The 17,648-nt window shown below is 39.4% G+C and carries 12 protein-coding genes; 10 read left to right on the top strand and 2 right to left on the bottom strand.

Annotated elements, in window-relative coordinates:
• The first annotated feature begins 14 nt into the window (after positions 1-14).
• The 10 genes from HPE63_RS02225 to HPE63_RS02180 all read left to right on the top strand — a co-directional run bounded on the left by HPE63_RS02225 (position 15) and on the right by HPE63_RS02180 (position 13,740).
• Complete coding sequence (locus HPE63_RS02225; protein ID WP_188312594.1) at positions 15-797, top strand: hypothetical protein; 783 nt, start codon at positions 15-17, stop codon at positions 795-797.
• 522 nt (positions 798-1,319) lie between these two features.
• Positions 1,320-1,736 carry a Fur family transcriptional regulator gene (locus HPE63_RS02220; RefSeq protein ID WP_188312593.1) on the top strand — a complete coding sequence of 139 codons (417 nt, stop codon included), beginning with the start codon at positions 1,320-1,322 and terminating at the stop codon, positions 1,734-1,736.
• Positions 1,737-1,789: 53 nt separating this feature from the next.
• Positions 1,790-2,152 carry a DUF3703 domain-containing protein gene (locus tag HPE63_RS02215; RefSeq protein ID WP_188312592.1) on the top strand — a complete coding sequence of 121 codons (363 nt, stop codon included), beginning with the start codon at positions 1,790-1,792 and terminating at the stop codon, positions 2,150-2,152.
• Positions 2,149-4,113, top strand: a complete 1,965-nt coding sequence (locus HPE63_RS02210) for a heavy metal translocating P-type ATPase (RefSeq protein WP_188312591.1) — start codon at positions 2,149-2,151, stop codon at positions 4,111-4,113. Before HPE63_RS02215 ends, HPE63_RS02210 begins: the two co-directional genes overlap by 4 nt.
• Positions 4,114-4,423: 310 nt before the next feature.
• Positions 4,424-5,935 carry a PQQ-dependent sugar dehydrogenase gene (locus HPE63_RS02205; RefSeq protein ID WP_188312590.1) on the top strand — a complete coding sequence of 504 codons (1,512 nt, stop codon included), beginning with the start codon at positions 4,424-4,426 and terminating at the stop codon, positions 5,933-5,935.
• An 817-nt stretch (positions 5,936-6,752) separates the two neighbouring features.
• The gene (locus tag HPE63_RS02200; protein WP_188312589.1) at positions 6,753-8,984 is read left to right on the top strand and encodes a carbohydrate binding family 9 domain-containing protein; all 2,232 of its coding nucleotides are present in this window, start codon (positions 6,753-6,755) and stop codon (positions 8,982-8,984) included.
• Positions 8,985-9,645: 661 nt separating this feature from the next.
• Positions 9,646-9,825, top strand: a complete 180-nt coding sequence (locus tag HPE63_RS02195) for a hypothetical protein (RefSeq protein ID WP_188312588.1) — start codon at positions 9,646-9,648, stop codon at positions 9,823-9,825.
• A 555-nt stretch (positions 9,826-10,380) separates the two neighbouring features.
• Positions 10,381-10,833, top strand: a complete 453-nt coding sequence (locus HPE63_RS02190; RefSeq protein WP_188312587.1) for a hypothetical protein — start codon at positions 10,381-10,383, stop codon at positions 10,831-10,833.
• 346 nt (positions 10,834-11,179) lie between these two features.
• Positions 11,180-11,626, top strand: coding sequence for a hypothetical protein (locus tag HPE63_RS02185; RefSeq protein ID WP_188312586.1), 447 nt, complete (start codon positions 11,180-11,182; stop codon positions 11,624-11,626).
• An 800-nt stretch (positions 11,627-12,426) separates the two neighbouring features.
• Positions 12,427-13,740, top strand: coding sequence for a hypothetical protein (locus HPE63_RS02180; RefSeq protein WP_188312585.1), 1,314 nt, complete (start codon positions 12,427-12,429; stop codon positions 13,738-13,740).
• A 170-nt stretch (positions 13,741-13,910) separates the two neighbouring features.
• On the opposite strand, the gene HPE63_RS02175 is transcribed toward HPE63_RS02180, so the two are convergent.
• Both HPE63_RS02175 and HPE63_RS02170 read right to left on the bottom strand, forming a co-directional pair.
• Entirely contained in the window at positions 13,911-15,257 is a 1,347-nt protein-coding gene (locus tag HPE63_RS02175; protein ID WP_188312584.1) for a YaiO family outer membrane beta-barrel protein, read from the bottom strand.
• The gene (locus HPE63_RS02170) at positions 15,254-17,647 is read right to left on the bottom strand and encodes a sulfatase-like hydrolase/transferase (protein WP_188312583.1); all 2,394 of its coding nucleotides are present in this window, start codon (positions 17,645-17,647) and stop codon (positions 15,254-15,256) included. Before HPE63_RS02170 ends, HPE63_RS02175 begins: the two co-directional genes overlap by 4 nt.
• Position 17,648 lies beyond the last annotated feature (1 nt).

The following is a 17,648-nucleotide window of genomic DNA, read 5'->3' as shown; positions in this document are numbered from 1 at the left end:
ATCTTAATAAAACCATGTTATTTTTTTCGCTATTACTCTCTTTTGGCTTTATAAACGAAGTGCCAGCTAAATTGGAAAAAGTGGCACCCTCGTATGGCCTTGTTGTTGAAAAGCCCTTGCCTATAGAGGAAACCAGGAGTTTTACAGAAGGGATAACCTTAGGGTTTAAAACAGATGTCGATAGTATTGCAGATTCTTATGCAAGTGCAAAAATAGATGCCGATCAACTTCGTTTGCGTTTAAAAGAAGGCCTTCGGTTGGGCACTATTTCTTTTGATAACATAAGAAGCGCTTTTGCCGATCAATTGGTAGACAAGATCATACCCCACTGGTACGGCACTCCTTGGAGTTTCGGAGGTCATACCGCGATACCCAACCAAGGCAAAATTGCATGTGGTTATTTTATATCAACCACCTTGCGCGACATGGGTATAAATCTCAATCGGTTTACATTGGCGCAAAAATCACCTATTGACGAGGCTAAAATGATCAGTTGTGGATCCGAAATAAATCAAGTTGTTCACGATACCCCAGAAAAAGCCTTTGAAGAGATCGATCATTTAACGAAAGAGGGACTCTACTTTATAGGTTTTGACGAGGGGCATGTGGGCTATCTTTTAAAACGTGAAGGCGAACTATTTCTGATCCATTCCAACTATCTTTATCCAGTCTCGGTTTGTATGGAAACGTTGAAAGATTCAAGTGTTTTCAAGCATTTCACTAAATTTCATCTTGTAGCTATTTCCCATAACGATACCCTTTTGCAGCGATGGTTGGATAGTGGTAAGGTGTTGTAATAAATAGTACCCTATCTACTAATATTCATAAGCATTCCAATTAAACGGCTTTGACATACGCGATAAAATGTGATTCTCCAGTTAGGACGGGAATTCCTATAAATAAGCCATAATGTCTTGCGTTACCTGCCTGTCGGCAGGCAGGTGTAACTTGAGCCTTGGTTTAAAGCGAAAGTCGTTACCATCTTCTTTGATTTTTTTCTTTCTAAAAACTTTCTTCTTCTAAGGTAATGAAACCGAGGAACGAGGTTCATGAATACCTTAGAAAAACAATAAACAAGCAATGAATAAACACTTTTTACGCGAGCAGACGGTAGGAGGGGAGGGTAATAGCTTGCCAGCCTCAGGCGTGTGTGTGTAATGGTATTCTACCGCAAAAGTCTATATTTAGGGACGAAAATCGAATTATAGATAAAATGTTAAGAGGTTGAATAAAGAATCAGGATGGCAAAAATGGGATTTACACCTGCATACTTTATATATATAATCAGCAGATAATTACAAACGTGAAACCGATGATGTATGGAAACAATAGAACAATTATTGGAATCAAAAGAAATTCGTGTTACGGCAATGCGGTTATTGATATATAAGTTTCTTGCAGAAAACAAGGCAGCTGTAACCCTAAGTAATATTGAAAATGCTTTTGAAAAGGCAGATAGAACTACGCTCTACAGAACTATAAAAACCTTTGAGGAAAATGATATTGTGCATCAGATTGACGATGGCACAGGGATTACCAAGTATGCTTTATGTGAGGAAGGTTGTAGTTGTGATATAAAAACCGACTTGCATTTGCATTTTCATTGTAATAATTGCAATGAAACGGTTTGTTTAACAGAACATAAAATACCACAGATCAAAGTTCCAGAGGGTTTTGTTTCAGAAAACGTAAACTTGGTAGTAAAAGGTATTTGTGATAGATGTAGTGGCCAGTAAATGCACTTCCATTGCACTAGCTATTAAACTAATTTTATCCAAAATCAATGGATATGAGGTTTAATATAAAAATACCAAAACATCTTAAACAGGCCTACAATAAAGAACTAGAGCTTTATCGCTACTTTTTAGAAAATAGACAGTTCAGTACGGCTTGGTATCATTTGGAAAGAAGTCATATTATAGGTCAATCTTACCCAATTGAGCATACCTATTCACATTGGTTAATGCTAAAGTTTGGAGTGATGGAGAAGAATACCAAAGAAGTATTTGGACAAATCATTAGATTAATTGTTGGCGGTTGGAAATCGTTCATTGATCACGTACCACTTGGCAATACAGGAGGAACAAATGTTCCGCCATTAAGACCTTTGCCTATACCTGATGATATTAAAACATTGCTCAACACAAAATGAAAAAAAAGAAACTCAATTTAAGAGATCTAAAGCCTAATTCGAAAGAAGAACATAGGCACGATGATGGGCATAATCAAAGTAGTCCTGAGAGTGTTTCCAGATTAAAAACCTATATCCCTGCCATCATAAGTTTTATAATGCTCATGATAGGTATTGCCATTGATTATTTTGATGCTTTACCATTTTTTGAAGGTTGGGCGAGAATTGTTTGGTATACCATTGCTTACATACCTGTTGGATTTCCAGTAATTAAAGAAGGTTGGAAAAGTATTAAAAATGGAGATTTCTTCACAGAGTTTTTTCTAATGTCGATTGCAACATTGGGTGCTTTCGCCATAGGCGAATATCCAGAAGGTGTGGCTGTAATGCTGTTTTATGCCGTGGGCGAATTGTTTCAACAAGCAGCAGTTAATAAAGCCAAAGGGAATATAAAGGCATTATTGGATGTTCGGCCTAATGAAGCGCTGGTCAATCGAAATGGTGACTTTATTTCGGTAAGTCCTGAAACTGTTGCAATAGGCGAAAGAATTCAGGTGCGTGTAGGAGAAAAAGTGCCTCTAGATGGAACTTTACTTTCGGATAAAGGTTCTTTTAATACTGCTGCCCTTACTGGCGAAAGTAAGCCTGATACCATCCATAAAGGAGCGTCTGTGTTTGCAGGTAGTATAAATCTTGATAGTGTCGTGGAAATTGAAACGACTAAAGAATTCAAAGACAGCTCCATTGCCCGAATACTGGATATGGTCCAGCATGCTACGGCACGAAAATCCAAAACAGAATTATTTATTAGAAAATTTGCTCGCATTTACACGCCTATCGTGGTTTTTATGGCCATAGGACTCACGTTGCTTCCTTATTTCTTTGTCGATGATTACGTCTTTACGGATTGGTTATACCGAGCTTTGATTTTTCTTGTAATCTCTTGCCCTTGTGCGCTTGTGATTTCCATTCCGTTAGGATATTTTGGTGGATTGGGTGCTGCTTCCCGTAACGGAATTTTATTCAAAGGAGCCTCTTTTCTTGATGCAATGACCAAAGTAAATACGGTGGTAATGGATAAGACCGGAACGGTTACAAAAGGAGTATTTAAAATAAAAGAGGTTGTAAACGATTCCGCTTTCGCGCAAGAGGACTTTATGAAATACCTAATGGCAATAGAAGAACAATCTACCCATCCCATCGCCAAGGCCATTATGGAATACAAGGCGGAAGGAGCAGATTACAATGCCAGCGTAGTATCTGAAATTGCAGGAAAGGGACTGAAAGGAACGGTAAACGGAAAAACGGTTCTAGTAGGAAACAAAGCCTTAATGACTGCAAATGCTATTGACGTTCCATCAGAAACAGATTCCATTGTCGAATCTATTGTGATGGTAGGAATAGAGGGAAAATTTGCGGGATACGTTACCTTTGCTGATGCGTTAAAGGAAGATGCCCATCAAGCTATAAAACAAATTCGCGAATCAGGTATCTCCAACATTATTATGCTTTCGGGCGATAAGGATTCCATTACCCAACAAGTGGCCAAAGAATTAGGTATCGATTGGGCGAAGGGCGGATTACTTCCCGAGGACAAACTCAATGAAGTAGAAAAACTCAAAGCACAACCAGATATGAAGGTTGCCTTTGTTGGCGATGGCATTAACGATGCCCCTGTTTTGGCTGCAAGTGATGTAGGCATAGCCATGGGCGGTTTAGGAAGTGATGTTGCTATTGAAACGGCAGATGTCATCATTCAAAACGACCAACCGAGTAAGATTGCCAGAGCGATTAAAATAGGACGCTCTACAAGACGTATCGTTTGGCAAAATATCGTATTGGCTTTCGGTATAAAAATCATAGTTCTTATTCTTGGTGCTGGTGGACTTGCCACAATGTGGGAAGCTGTGTTTGCTGATGTAGGTGTAGCATTATTGGCTATTTTGAACGCAGTTAGATTGCAGAGAATGAATTGGAGTTAGTCCTGATAACCAGCAATTATAAAAGCTGCGAGTTGATGCGGCTGCTATAATACTAATTGTGTGTAAAATAATCGAGTGCATGGTAGCGGCAAATGCGCAGCATTCACGAATTCCTGTAAAAACAAGAAATTACATGAGTAATTTTACATAACCCGTGGCAAAAGCAATTACCCAGCGGCCGATTTTTAGCGAAATTAAACTAGCACTTAGCACTGATCTACTGATACCCAATGCCATTTCGACTTCCCAACCCAATAATTTATTCTAATAAAGAACGTTATATTTTTATAAAGTTGATATACAAAGTGTTATGGCCCCAATCACCTCAAATCTGTCTTCTGAAATTACGTTCAAATTAAAGTACACAAGCAAATGGTTGAAAACAACAACGCAATTGGTGTTGCTGTTTTTTATGTTCATACTTTTGGGCTGTAACAATTCGCAGGATCCCGAGTCACCCGAAGAAGAAATTGATCCATACAATGAAATTGTTGATCTTGAAAATGTGGCCCTCACATATCGAAATCAATGTGGCGGTTGCCACGGACAGGACCTGGCCTCATTTGTTGAACGCGATTGGACCTATGGCAATTCCGTGGAAGATGTCATAGAATCCATATCAAATGGGTATTCAGGTAATGGTATGCCAGCGTACGGTGCTACGTTAAGTGCACAAGAAATCGAGGTTTTGACCAACTATATACTTACCGAGATCGATGGAAAAACCAAAGCAATGTTGGAGGAGGACAACCCCGATTTGTCTGGTTTGATCACATCGGATGATCTTAACTTCCGATTGGAAACCATAACAGATCAGATTCCCGGAATTCCCTGGGGGATAGCACAATTGCCCAATGGTGAAATTTTGGTGACCGAACGTGGGGGAGGCCTATTTTTGGTAGGCACTGATAAGCAATTGACGGAAATTACCGGTGTTCCAACTGTTGCTTCACAAGGGCAGGGCGGATTGTTGGATGTGCTCATACATCCAGATTTTGAAAACAATTCATTTGTTTATCTATCCTATTCCCGTGTCAACCCCAATAATTCATCCGAAAGAACCACGGCAGTAGCAAGGGCCAAGCTTGAGGGAAACAACTTAGTGCAAGTAGAGAACATATTCACGGCACTTCCGTATCTCAATAGTTCTCACCATTATGGTTCAAGACTGGAATTTGATACTGATGGGTATTTATATGTTTCAGTTGGTGATCGTGGTTATAGGGATGTGTACCCTCAGGAATTGGACAATTCCCTTGGTAAAATTCACCGAATACATGACGACGGTCAAGTTCCTACCGATAATCCTTTTTATAATACCGCAGGAGCAGTCAATTCAATTTATACCTACGGTACGCGAAACCCCCAAGGCATGACCCTGCATCCGGAAACTGGAGCGGTTTGGGAAGGCGAGAATGGGCCTCAGGGAGGTGATGAAATCAATATTTTGGAAGCAGGGAACAACAATGGTTGGCCCGTTATTTCATACGGCATCAATTATGATGGCAGCTCATTTACAGACCTTACGGCATTGGATGGCATGGAACAGCCCGTATATTACTGGACTCCTTCCATTGCTCCCTGTGGTATGACATTTGTGTCCAGCGATTTTTATGGAAATTGGAAAAATGATCTGTTCGTTGGCTCGCTCAAATTCGAATACCTCCATCGTTTAAAGATGAATGGCAACGAGGTCATTGGTCATGAAACACTATTGGAGGGTATAGGCAGGGTACGCGACGCGCATATGGGTATAGACGGTTATCTGTACCTTGCGGTAGAGGGTCCTGGCCGGCTTTTGCGCCTTGTACCCGAGCAATAGGGCCTTACGGTATTCTAGTGTAAAGGGCAAATTAAAAAGTACAGTTCCCAAAAACGACTTCCAAAGCAATTCTATATAATGGCTTATTATGCAAATGAAATAATCCGTTCCATAATATACCGCGCAACCTGCCTGCCGGCAGGCAGGTGTAACTTGAGCTTTGGTAAAAGCAGGGCAGAGCGTTAAGAAAAGGTCTGGTAGACCTTTTTCTCGAATGAGCCAGTTGGCGCTTTGGCTTACTACAGTTTCTTGAAAAAATTTATTCCCAAAAGTTCCTTCTGCAATGTTAATGAAATCGATTTTGAGATTAGGTTGAGAGAAGCGAAACCAAATAATTTCAAAAGAGATTCACGAGCACCTATTTATTAAAATAATGTTTGCGAGTAAACACTTTTTACACGAGCCTTCATCGAGCGAAGTCGAGATGACGTAGGAGGCAGCGCAAAAGTGTATGAAATTGCATATTCATAAAATCCTATAAGTTATTAGGTTAAATTCTGAAAAGCAGTTCTAAAAAAATTGAATGGACAATATCGAAGAGATTTACGATAGTGTAAAACAAAATATGGGATTAAGTCCAACCAATAATTGTCTCACAAAAAACGGCCGTTTTTTAGGGGCTTAGAAAAATCGAGAATGGAGTGGGGGGAGTGAGGTTTCATTTTCATTGAGTTTTAAATGGTTTACTATAACGACTATTTATGAAACACAAGAAGTTCACAAAATCCACACTTTTAAAAAATGCTTATACAAAATAGCTGCTTTTATTGTTATATTGGGTCTTTCATGAACCCTTTATGTTGAAAAAGTAGAAGTTATGTTATGCAGAATCGAATTTAAAAACCTGATTGTAACGTTATTTACTAGTGTTTTTTTCTGCATTTCCTATTCTCAGGAAGCTGAAATATTTAGTCCTGATTCCTTGAAATTAGAGCTGAAAGCTATTGAAGTGAAATCAACAATAAAAATAGATGGGGTTTTGGAAGAATCTGCTTGGTCTGAAGCACCGAAATCCCCTTCATTCACGCAAGTAGATCCCATCCAAAAAGCAAAACCTTCTCAAGATACAGATGTAAAAGTACTTTTTGATGATAAGTTTCTGTATTTCGGTATTTTCTGTAGAGATACTTTGGGCAAATCGGCAATAAGGGCAACCGATTTTAAGCGTGATTTTGACCATACCACCCATGATTTAATCAACATCAATTTTGATGCTTTCAACTCTGAACGAAACGCCATGTCATTTGCAGTTAACCCATACGGTGTACAAAGAGACTATCTATCATTTGATGCGTTGTATTATGACATCGAATGGGATGCCATTTGGCAGGTGCGAACTTCAATTACTGAAAACGGTTGGATAGCAGAAATTGCAATTCCTTGGAAAACAATTCGTTATCCAAATTTTGATATCGAAAATCAACAATGGGGCATTCAGATATATCGAAATCGCCGTATTATAAATGAAATATCAGCCTTTTCTCCTTTTCCACAAACATACCCTTCAGCTCGAATGGAGTATGCAGGAATATTAAGAGATATTCGCCCTCCTCCGCCGTCAAAAACAAATATTAGAATTCAGCCTTATATCGTTACCTCATTAGAAAAATATAGTAGTTCAGATTCTTCGGAAGATTGGGAAAATTCTGATTTCAAGACTGGGGGTGAAATAAAATGGGCTGTTTCATCAAACGATGTTTTGGACTTGACCTTCAATACTGATTTTGCCCAGGCAGATGTTGATAGACAAATTAACAATACAAGTCGATTCACCGTTTTTTTTCCAGAGAGAAGACAGTTTTTTCTAGAAAATGCCTCCTTGTTCGGGATTAATGTAAACAGACGGTCTAGTGATGAAGGTGCCATCCATATTCAACCCTTTTTTAGCCGGAGAATTGGTTTAGATGAGGAAAATAGGCCAATTCCAATTGTCGCAGGCGCACGATTTGTCCACAATTCTTCCAAAACAAATTATGGCGGAATTGCAATCCGCCAAAAGGGGGATTCCCTCACTTCGGCTACTAATTTTTTTGTAGGTAGATATTCGAAAAATTTTGGGAAACAGAACAGAGTTGGCGGGTTACTGACGATTAAAAACCAAACAGAAGAATCCAATATTACTGCAACTGTGGATGGTTTTTTCAGATTTGGAGAAGAACACTCCCTTAATACATTGGTCAGTTATTCTAAAGATTCCGGTTCTGACGAAAAAGGAATTTCAGCAATTGCCCAATACTATTATAATTCGAATAAATGGACTGGTTGGTGGACCCAATCGATAATTACCAAAAACTACAATCCCGAGATGGGTTTTATTTCCAGACAGGATGTAATTGGCACGACACCTGGGATAATACGTAACTTCAGAGGTGAAAATTTACCATTTAAAAAATGGATTCGGGCATTTGAACCAAGTGTCGCTGCACAATTTTATCATCAAGCGTCAACAGGGGATTTGATAGAACGAATTTTTATAGCCAATCCTTTTTATTTAAATTTACAAAATGGGGGATATATTGGTTATGGACTAAATTCTAACTACCAAAACCTAAAAGAATCATTTATCCCACTAAACATAGAAATAGCGCCCGGCGAGTATGATTATTTGAGGCACTTTGTATTGGCAAGTACCGATCCATCGAAGAAGATAAGTGTGTCTGGATTTATGGAATGGGGAAACTATTTTAACGGTGACTTATCCTTATTTGACGTTACATTTAAATTCGTGCCAATACCACACATCTCATTATCTGCAAGATTTAATCGAAATGATTTTTCCAACGTTGGGATTGACCAAATATCAAAAAAAGTTGATTTGTATTCTTTTGAGGGACGATTTGCAATAAACCCAAGAATTCGCTTGGCTGGAATCTATCAAAAAAACTCGGAAAATGATTTAGAAAATATTAATATGAGGTTTTCATGGGAGTACAAACCAATGTCCTATATCTATTTGGTTTACAACGAACGTAGTTTTTTTGAAAATCCTCAACTAAGTAGACTGGAGCAACAAGGAATTTTTAAGGTAAGTTATGTAAAGCAGTTTTAAATATTCAGTAGTGCAAACTTTGACTTATCGTGCACAGTAAAAACAATGATATGATGTTGTTTTGAAAACATTTGAAAATAAAATGTGGAATGAAGAAAATGCGGGCCGGTAGGGGAGTGAACCTGCCTGCCGGCAGGCAGGTTTGTGGGTAACACAAAGAACGATTGCTCTCGGCTTTGTGTTAGGGCGCGAAACCCCCTAATGGCGAAGCTATTGAGACACAAAGGGCGCTTGGAAGCATATTTTCTTCTTGAATTTTTGTTTCTTTTTTATCAAGGAAAAAAGAAAAGAGACTTCAACAAACACAGTGCTAGTAAATGCCAACGCTACATCTGGCCCAAAATTTAAGAGATACTTAATCTCTAAAATTTATGTCCTATTTTACATAATGTTAGAAGTACCTAAAAAGAAAAGATTAAAACAAGACAAGAGGTTAGCAAGTGCTCAGAAATTATCTCGCTTTTCCCAGCGCATAGTCTCGCTCATATTTTAAAAGGTCTACAAGACCTTCCAAAATACTGCTGTTAGCTGTTGCGGCAAGCTTACGAGCCTGCCTGCCGACAGGCAGGAATGCTATGAAAAATATACAACAACTTTCTGCAAGAAATGCCATCAGCATCAACTCGCACAAAATTTCAAAGATTCTCAATCTTTGAAATTTATGTCGTGGCGCTGGCCAAGCGGATGGCAATTGCGTTTAAAATACGATGTAAAAAGCGAAAGTCTAGTAGACTTTTGGTTTTTCATGCGAGACGATGCGGCTGAGAAAGCATTTAGTATTTATGAAAGCAATAAGTTGTTGGCCGAGCGGCAAATGCGCAGCATTCACGAATTCCTTTAAAATCAATAGAAATCACATGAGTAATTTTATATAACCCGTGACAAAAGCAATTACCTAGCGGGTGATTACTTTTGGCGGCGAGATGAAGCGGTTGCTAACGTATCTAAGAATACCATTCAAACCAAATACCTGTAAGTTGTTTTTACATATTTCGTAATTCCCTTGAACATAATTCAAAACGTTATAATATAGCTGTGCTGTAGTTATAACTGAATTATATCAAATAGCGCGAAAATACGCTATTACAGGAATTACTATAATTGCTCTATAATTTATATTATGTAAAATAGAATATTTAAAGTCCTACCCATTGAAGGCCAACGCTGTATCTCGCCGACTTTTTATATTATCCCTAAAACAATTCAAAAAACTCGCGTAAAACATCTCCGGTAATTTAGAAAAGCACGTAAACGAAATATTGAATGTTCAAAAGTTCTAGGTCCGTGCCATACATCGAAAAATTATGAATTTCGACTAAATAACACCTAAACCTGATATTTATCAGTTTCTGTTTAGATGTTGTAAAATACATTCGTAGTGTTAAAGCCCCGTATTATGAAATTTAAAAGTTCCCTTTCCGTCACTGTATCGGTAATAATGCTTCTTTTTCTAGGTTGTAATAAAGATGATGTTGCCGAAGCCGTCATACTTCAAAGTGTTGAATACAGCATTTATGATATTTCCAATTCCGGAATCTCGGGCAAAGCGACCTTTACCCAGGAAGACAATGGCTCTACCCATGTGTTGATAGAACTACAAGGTGCCTATACCTCCGAGAATCCGGCCTATATCCGCTTTAACAGTGCCGCTGAAGGCGGTACCGTGGCAATTACTTTACACACCTGTGAATGTGCCATTAGCAATACGACCATCACCAAATTGGATAATGGCAGTCCTATTACCTATGAAGGTTTGATCCAATTAAATGGGCATATTACCATTCATAGCGGAGTCGGTACCCAAGCCCCTATTGTAGCCGTAGCCGATATTGGATCAAATGCAAATTAATACGCTAGCACATACATTTTCTTTTTCCGTGAAGCCTTAATTTAAAAGGCCTTTCCAGAGGAATCCTTTTTATCCTAGGAAGGCCTATTTTTCATCCTATTTCCACAAATTTCGAGGCCTTTTGCTAGGGTGACCTTACTTAATTTATTACCATAATCCTTTTCACAACCGTTGTCATCCCTCTATCAAATCCGATATTTATACAACAAATATGACTTTTGGTTTTCTAAAACTGCTTTACGTCGGTAATTTCCGTCATTTTGTAGAAAAGTCATCCCCAATTGTGATTTCAACTAAACCTATTTCTAATTTTGGTATAAAATAACAACTCTAAAATAATATGAAAATGAAAAGTTCCCTCTCCTTTCTTGCCTTAACCCTTGCCTTGGTTTTTATTGGTTGTAGTAAAGATGATGTGGCTAAAGCCGTTATTCTACAGAGCGTTGAATATCAAATTTACGATGTTTCCAATTCCGGAGTGTCCGGGACGGTAACCTTCACTCAAGAAGATAATGGGTCTACCCATGTTTTGATAGAACTACAAGGTGCCTATACGGCCACCAATCCGGCTTTTATTCGCTTTAACAGTGCTGCCGAAGGTGGTTCGGTAGCCATCACCCTAAAGGTTTGTGAGTGTTCAATAAGTAATACGACCATAACCAACTTGGATAATGGCAATCCTATTACCTATGAAGGTTTACTTGGGTTGAACGGCCATGTGACCATACATGCCAATAGTAGCAACCAATCGGCTATCTTAGCGGTGGCGGACATTGGTGCGAATGCAAACTAAAATTTCGACAAACAACACCTTGTTTAAATAAAAATAAAAGAGCCCTGACGATATCGTCAGGGCTCTTTTTTATTGTTTACCAGCGTACTACGAAAAACTGAGCTTGGAGACGTTGATGTCTACCAAGATTTCATTCAAATTCTCGATAAAATTCATGTAAGCTGCGTTGTCTGCATTCTGATTTGCCATAATTTGTGGGGTTTTTGGGGTTCACATTGGGAACGGATTACATATAATCCAATTCCACTAATTCGTTTATACTTAAAATTTCGTTTAAATCTTGTAGGAAGGCTAAATACTCCTCCCCGTAGGTATCGTATAGCATGTGGATTTTAGGTTAGGTTATTCCCGTATTTGGGTCGGGAGATTTGGGTTAAAATTCATACTGTAAACATATAGATAACGGACGCATCCTCCAATAAATTGTGGTGAAACAAAAAAAAGCTGTTGTCAACTTCGTATTTTTAATGGAATGGATTTCCCCACTACACTGCTGCCCTGCAGTTCATCGATGATTTTCAATAGCGCAAGCATCTATCGTATTTACTTCCCTCTTACTTCCCTCCTACTTTATCTGTTTATGCCTAAAACTGTTCCGATTGTGCCAAAAACCATCTGCCTCAAGTATACTCTCGGTAAAAAGAATTAAAATCCAAATATCCATAAGGTTAAATGGGTTCCTAAGTGTATAGGGAATCATTCGAAATACCCGCAATAATCACCCTGGATTAACGTTTTTATACTGTTAAAGGACGTAAAGATTCCGAACGTTAGAAAATCATCCATCGTAAACCCAATATATGAAAAAAGGAAAACTACAGCCTGGATCAATAACAACAAGTAGCGTTCTCTACTTGGTCTTATGGAGTCTCCTTTTTCAAGTATCCTTTGGCCATACCCCTTATGAATATGAAGGATCTGCTTTGGAGGCCCCCACACTTGAACTGAAAAGCAACGGATTCAATGCCAAGGAGCGAAGTACGTTTACCATTGCGGGACAAACAGAGACCATTGAAAGGGGACTTACAATTATACATTTCAATACCGTCGATAAATTCGAATTCCGGACCTTTGATACCTATGCCAGCAAAGAAGCCTCTGCAAGCTTGGTCGATATCTTATGGCGAATGCAAAAAAACAAGGCTGTATTTGCTATTCTTGCCCATGATTCTGCCTCACAAAGTTTAGGCGAACAATCCGGAAAGTTGGCCAAAATGGGTTTTTCAAAATTAAGTGCCCTTAAAAGTCGTCAGGCTTATATTATGCATAACTTGGACCAAGGCATTCTTGAACAAGTGGATGATATTTCTACTTCAATTACCTTGGAAATTCCCCAAACCCTTTCGGATAACCACATCTATTTTCCCAAAGTACATTATGAATACGAGCCCAACATAGATCGTTTCATTGCCCATGCCGGTGGGGAGGTTGATGGAATTAAATCGACCAACTCAAAGGATGCCCTTGATCAAAATTATAAGAAAGGTTTCCGTCTTTTTGAATTGGATATCATCGAAACTTCGGACGGACACCTCGTTGCCGCCCATGATTGGAAGATGTGGGCCCGGTTCACCGATTATAAGGGCACCTTACCCCCGACCCTATCGGAATTCAAAAAACATAAAATCTATGGGGACTACAATACCTTGGATTTTAAAGGAATCAATGATTGGTTTGCGGCTCACCCGGATGCAACACTCGTAACGGACAAGGTAAATGACCCTATCGCCTTTGCTGACAGCTTTGTGGATAAAAGTAGGTTGATCATGGAGCTTTTTAGTGTTATGGCGGTCGAAGAAGCTTTGAACAATGGTATCAATGCCATGCTCTCCCAGGAACCCTTGTTGGGTCTAGTAGGTGATAAACTTAATTACCTATCTGTCAATAATATTGAATATGTAGCCCTCTCGCGTAGGATGATTTCCAGCCAAACAAAGCTATTGGAGCAATTACGTGATCAAGGTATAAAGGTCTATGTATATAACGTAAACTTCGATCCTGGAAAGGACGAGACATATGTGCTAGATAACGAAATCGGATTGGTTTATGGTATGTATGCCGACAAATGGGCCTTTGGAGATCAACTGCCATCCAAAGGAAAGCAATCAAAATAACCAAATAATCGGAATCGACCTTGGATAGGTATTCATGCCCTCCACTCCATGATTTTAAATAGAATTCATGGTGGGCTATCTGGTTAATGATCGCAAGTTACTTGTTGAAAAGAAGTATAGGCAAGTAAATGTGGAAATAATCAAAACCACCCAGACAAATTTTGAACGCCCTAGAATTTCACTTGATAGGTGAATCCACCAGAAATAGCCCAAAAGTAGTTCCCTGAATCATATACCAATTCTTGTCGCGTCACTCCCATATTCGCTCTATAAATATTAGGACTCTTTTTTTTGGGCGTGAATTGATATTCGAAACTTAGGCGTTGGGACTCTATAAAAAGTAAGGTTTCGGCCAGAAGCACATCACCCGAGGTCAATTGTCGTAATTCCGGGGAAAAACCCATTCCGAAATTAACGCCCATATAGTTTTCGGCATCCTTAAGGTACTTACGAACCAAGATATTCCCAGATACCCGAGTTAAATTATCAGGTCTAGGGGTAATATAAGAACGCAGGGAGAAATAATAATTCCCCCGATAATGCCCGATAGAATTCGTGACTACGGAAACATCCTTGGTATCGTAATTGATATAACGTCCCCCAGCCGAAAATTCCATGGCCCAAGGCAGATTAACATAAAGATCGCCCCCAAGCTTATGGTTTGGGTAAATAGTTGCGTTCGAGTACCCGTAATTTATATAAGCATAAAATCGTTTCGAAAACTTGGGATAGAAATCAAGATCATATTGTAGTCCGTTTTTACCTAAACGATTACTATAATTAACTCGAGGTATAATGCTTCCTGCCAAGGTTTGACGTCTATATGAAACACTGGAATAAATCATAGGGTCATAACGTTGGTCAAAGACCGTAAATGCATTTCGAATGGAAACCCTATTATTCTGAATGTCCATGTCCACAGGGGTAATTGGTTTTATGGTACCAGAGGGTTCTTCTTCCGAAATCGCTTCGGTCGTCATCGGCAAATTGGTTTTCTCTTTCGGCTTCTTTTTAGAATCGTTGTTTGTTCGCAGGGCAGATTCTTGATTGTACCATCCCAATGCGGGGTACTCTTTGCTCATGATGCGTTCCAAAGCCAATTGTTTTAGTCGCTCTACCTCGGTACTGTTTTTTAGATATATCAGGGCTTTATTGGCCAATCCTAAAGCAGTAGCTTCATTTTTGGCATAAAGCTCGTTCTTTATGGCCGAAACCCATATAGCTTCCTGGTTACGTTCTACAGCGATTACCTTGTTAAATGCAGTCCGGGCCTTATCATATTCACCATTCCAACTATAGGCTCTGGCCAACAAGGTTCGGGCCTCCCAATTATCAGGTTCTTTAGAAATCACCTGAAGCAAAAGTTCCTTGGCCGACTTGTGGTTCCCCTCATACAACATATGGCCGGCATTTTCGAAGACCGTAGGTTTCGCATCGTTATAGGCGATATCCTGAGATCTAATCCAAAAGCAGATCAATCCGAATAACAAGAGGCTATATGTCCGTTTTTTATTCATTGGAATTCTAAGGATACCACAGGGGCCTCCGTTTGTTTCAAATGTTTCTTGAATATTACAGCGGTTCGCATCTTACGCGCCTGCCTGCGTGCCCTCTCGATTTTATCGGTAATCTCGTCGACACTGGAGCTATTTTGCTGTACTAGTTCAATGAGTTCCAAGGCTTCCTTATACCGGTCCGACCAATAATACACATCGAATAATGCGGAATAGGAATCGATATAATTGGGATTCTTGGCGATGCATTCCTTTAATATTTTTATGGCCTCATCATGTTTGCCTTGCCACGCGTTTATTCTTCCCATTAATATCTTGGTGTCGATATGGCTTGGCGCCTCGGAAAGGTTGTACCGACACAGCAGTAGGGCTTTTTCATATTTCCTATCGAACGCCAAGTCCCTAGCCGTAAAATATCCTTTGTCAGAATCCTGTCCGTTGTAGACACTGTTAAGCCAAACAATTTCACTATCGGTGAATGCTTCCTTTTGAATGGAAAAAATCGCAAGACTATCAGGGATAATCTTATTTTTCATGGTCACATAGGCGTTCATCGATTTGAAATTATCGAGTTTCGACTCCAATTTTGAACCACCGCTAAAGGTCGAATTCAAGTCCATTTGCCCATCGAGTTCCATGACATCACCGTCCGTGTACACTAGTTCCCCACTGATATATTCCTTTAGTTCATTCTTGTTGCGCATAAGCGGTATTTCCTTGATCGACCTAAATTGGGTCTCGGTATCAAGGGCAGTTCCCATCCATGCTACTTTTTTGGGCATTTTAAGCTCAAAGCTATCGCCCAGCAACGCCAATAACGTAGGCGTTACATCGAAATGAGAAGATACCGCACTCATTTTTCGGGTCTCCTTCAGCATGGGACTATAAATAATAAGGGGCACATGAAAACGACTGATATTATTACGCTGTGGAATAGGGATCAACCTATGGTCCCCAGTTACGATAAAAATAGTGTTATCATAATTCGGTTGTTTTTTATACTCCTCGAAAACATAGCTCAAAGCTTCGTCAGTATACAGAAGGGTGGCAAAAACATTACTGTTTTTTTCAATTATATTTTTCACCCGCCCTTGATGTTTTCCCTTGGAGAGGATCTCTTCTACCTTTTTCTCATAATATGCTTGCGAAGGGGGTATAAAAGGTTCGTGGGTACTTATCGTCATATAAACTTCCAAGCGGGGCTGGTCAGCCTCCCTGGGCAAACTCATACTCTTTTTAAAGAGTTCCTTATCGGGATAGCCCCAGGAAGATCCAGCCGCATCTTCGGCCTGTTGGGTATATTTGTTTCCAAATCCCGATTTATCCAGGACAAAATCCAGGTTTTCACTTTTTAGAAACCTATCGACATTGTCAAAGGAACTATTGGTACCTTGATAAAATGAAGTATGGTAGCCATTGTTCTTCAATACGCTAAAAAGCGTCAATTTATTAGGGAATTCTTCCAACTCCATGAATCCACTTTTTCCAAAAGGTAAGGAACCCAATAAGGAAGGTAATACGCCAAAGGTTCTTCCCGTATTGCTCAAACAATTTTCCCAATAGAGCGATTTGGTGGTTAATTCGTCTAAAAAAGGGGTAAAACCTCCAAATTCGGCTCCCTCACCTACGAAGTCCCTACCCAATCCTTCGACCATGATAAATACAATGTTCGGTTTCTCTTCTTTAAGCTCAAAGTACGCGCCCAGAACGTTTTCGGTTTCCGGTCTTTTGATTAGAGGATATTCTACATCGGCCGTATAGGAATTATCCTCGGTAGAACTTGCATACAGATTTACCGCTAAGTATTGTGTTTTATTCTGATTGATAGGCTTGCCCTCTGTGAAAAGTGTAGCGATGAATATACTGAATAGGATGATCGTAAAAGGATACATGCTACTGATCTTGTGATAGAATTTGGAGGTAATACGATACAACCCCAAAAACAATCCTACGATTACGGCAATACCCATGAGTAAGTATAACGATATGGCCAAACCACCCGAGTTGGCAATGGTCATTTTAATATCCGAGTAACTATAGCCCAATAAATCAGCTCCCAAGGGCACCAAGGTGGTACAATAATAACCGATCAGCATGGCCTCGATAATCAACAGTGAGGTCAATATCGCAAATACGACGTTGAATCCATACCTCGGCCGCAGGTTTTCCCAGAAATTAAACGGAAAGGTGAGAATGATACCGACAATGGAAGTAAATCCGATTTGATGTACTACGTAAAGCACTAGACTTATTCCGAAGATGGTATCGACCACTCCCTTAAAATAAAGGAAAGCATATTGGAATACGGATAGCACAAAAAGGCATCCAAAGAATGAGATCATCAATCTTGTATAATGCTTTAAAGAGTATCTATCTAGTTGACTCGTATTCATT

Source organism: Maribacter arenosus, from assembly GCF_014610845.1.
In the GTDB taxonomy this organism is placed as follows: domain Bacteria; phylum Bacteroidota; class Bacteroidia; order Flavobacteriales; family Flavobacteriaceae; genus Maribacter_A; species Maribacter_A arenosus.
Note: the sequence above shows the minus strand (reverse complement) of the source record. Positions and strands in the feature narration are given on the sequence as shown.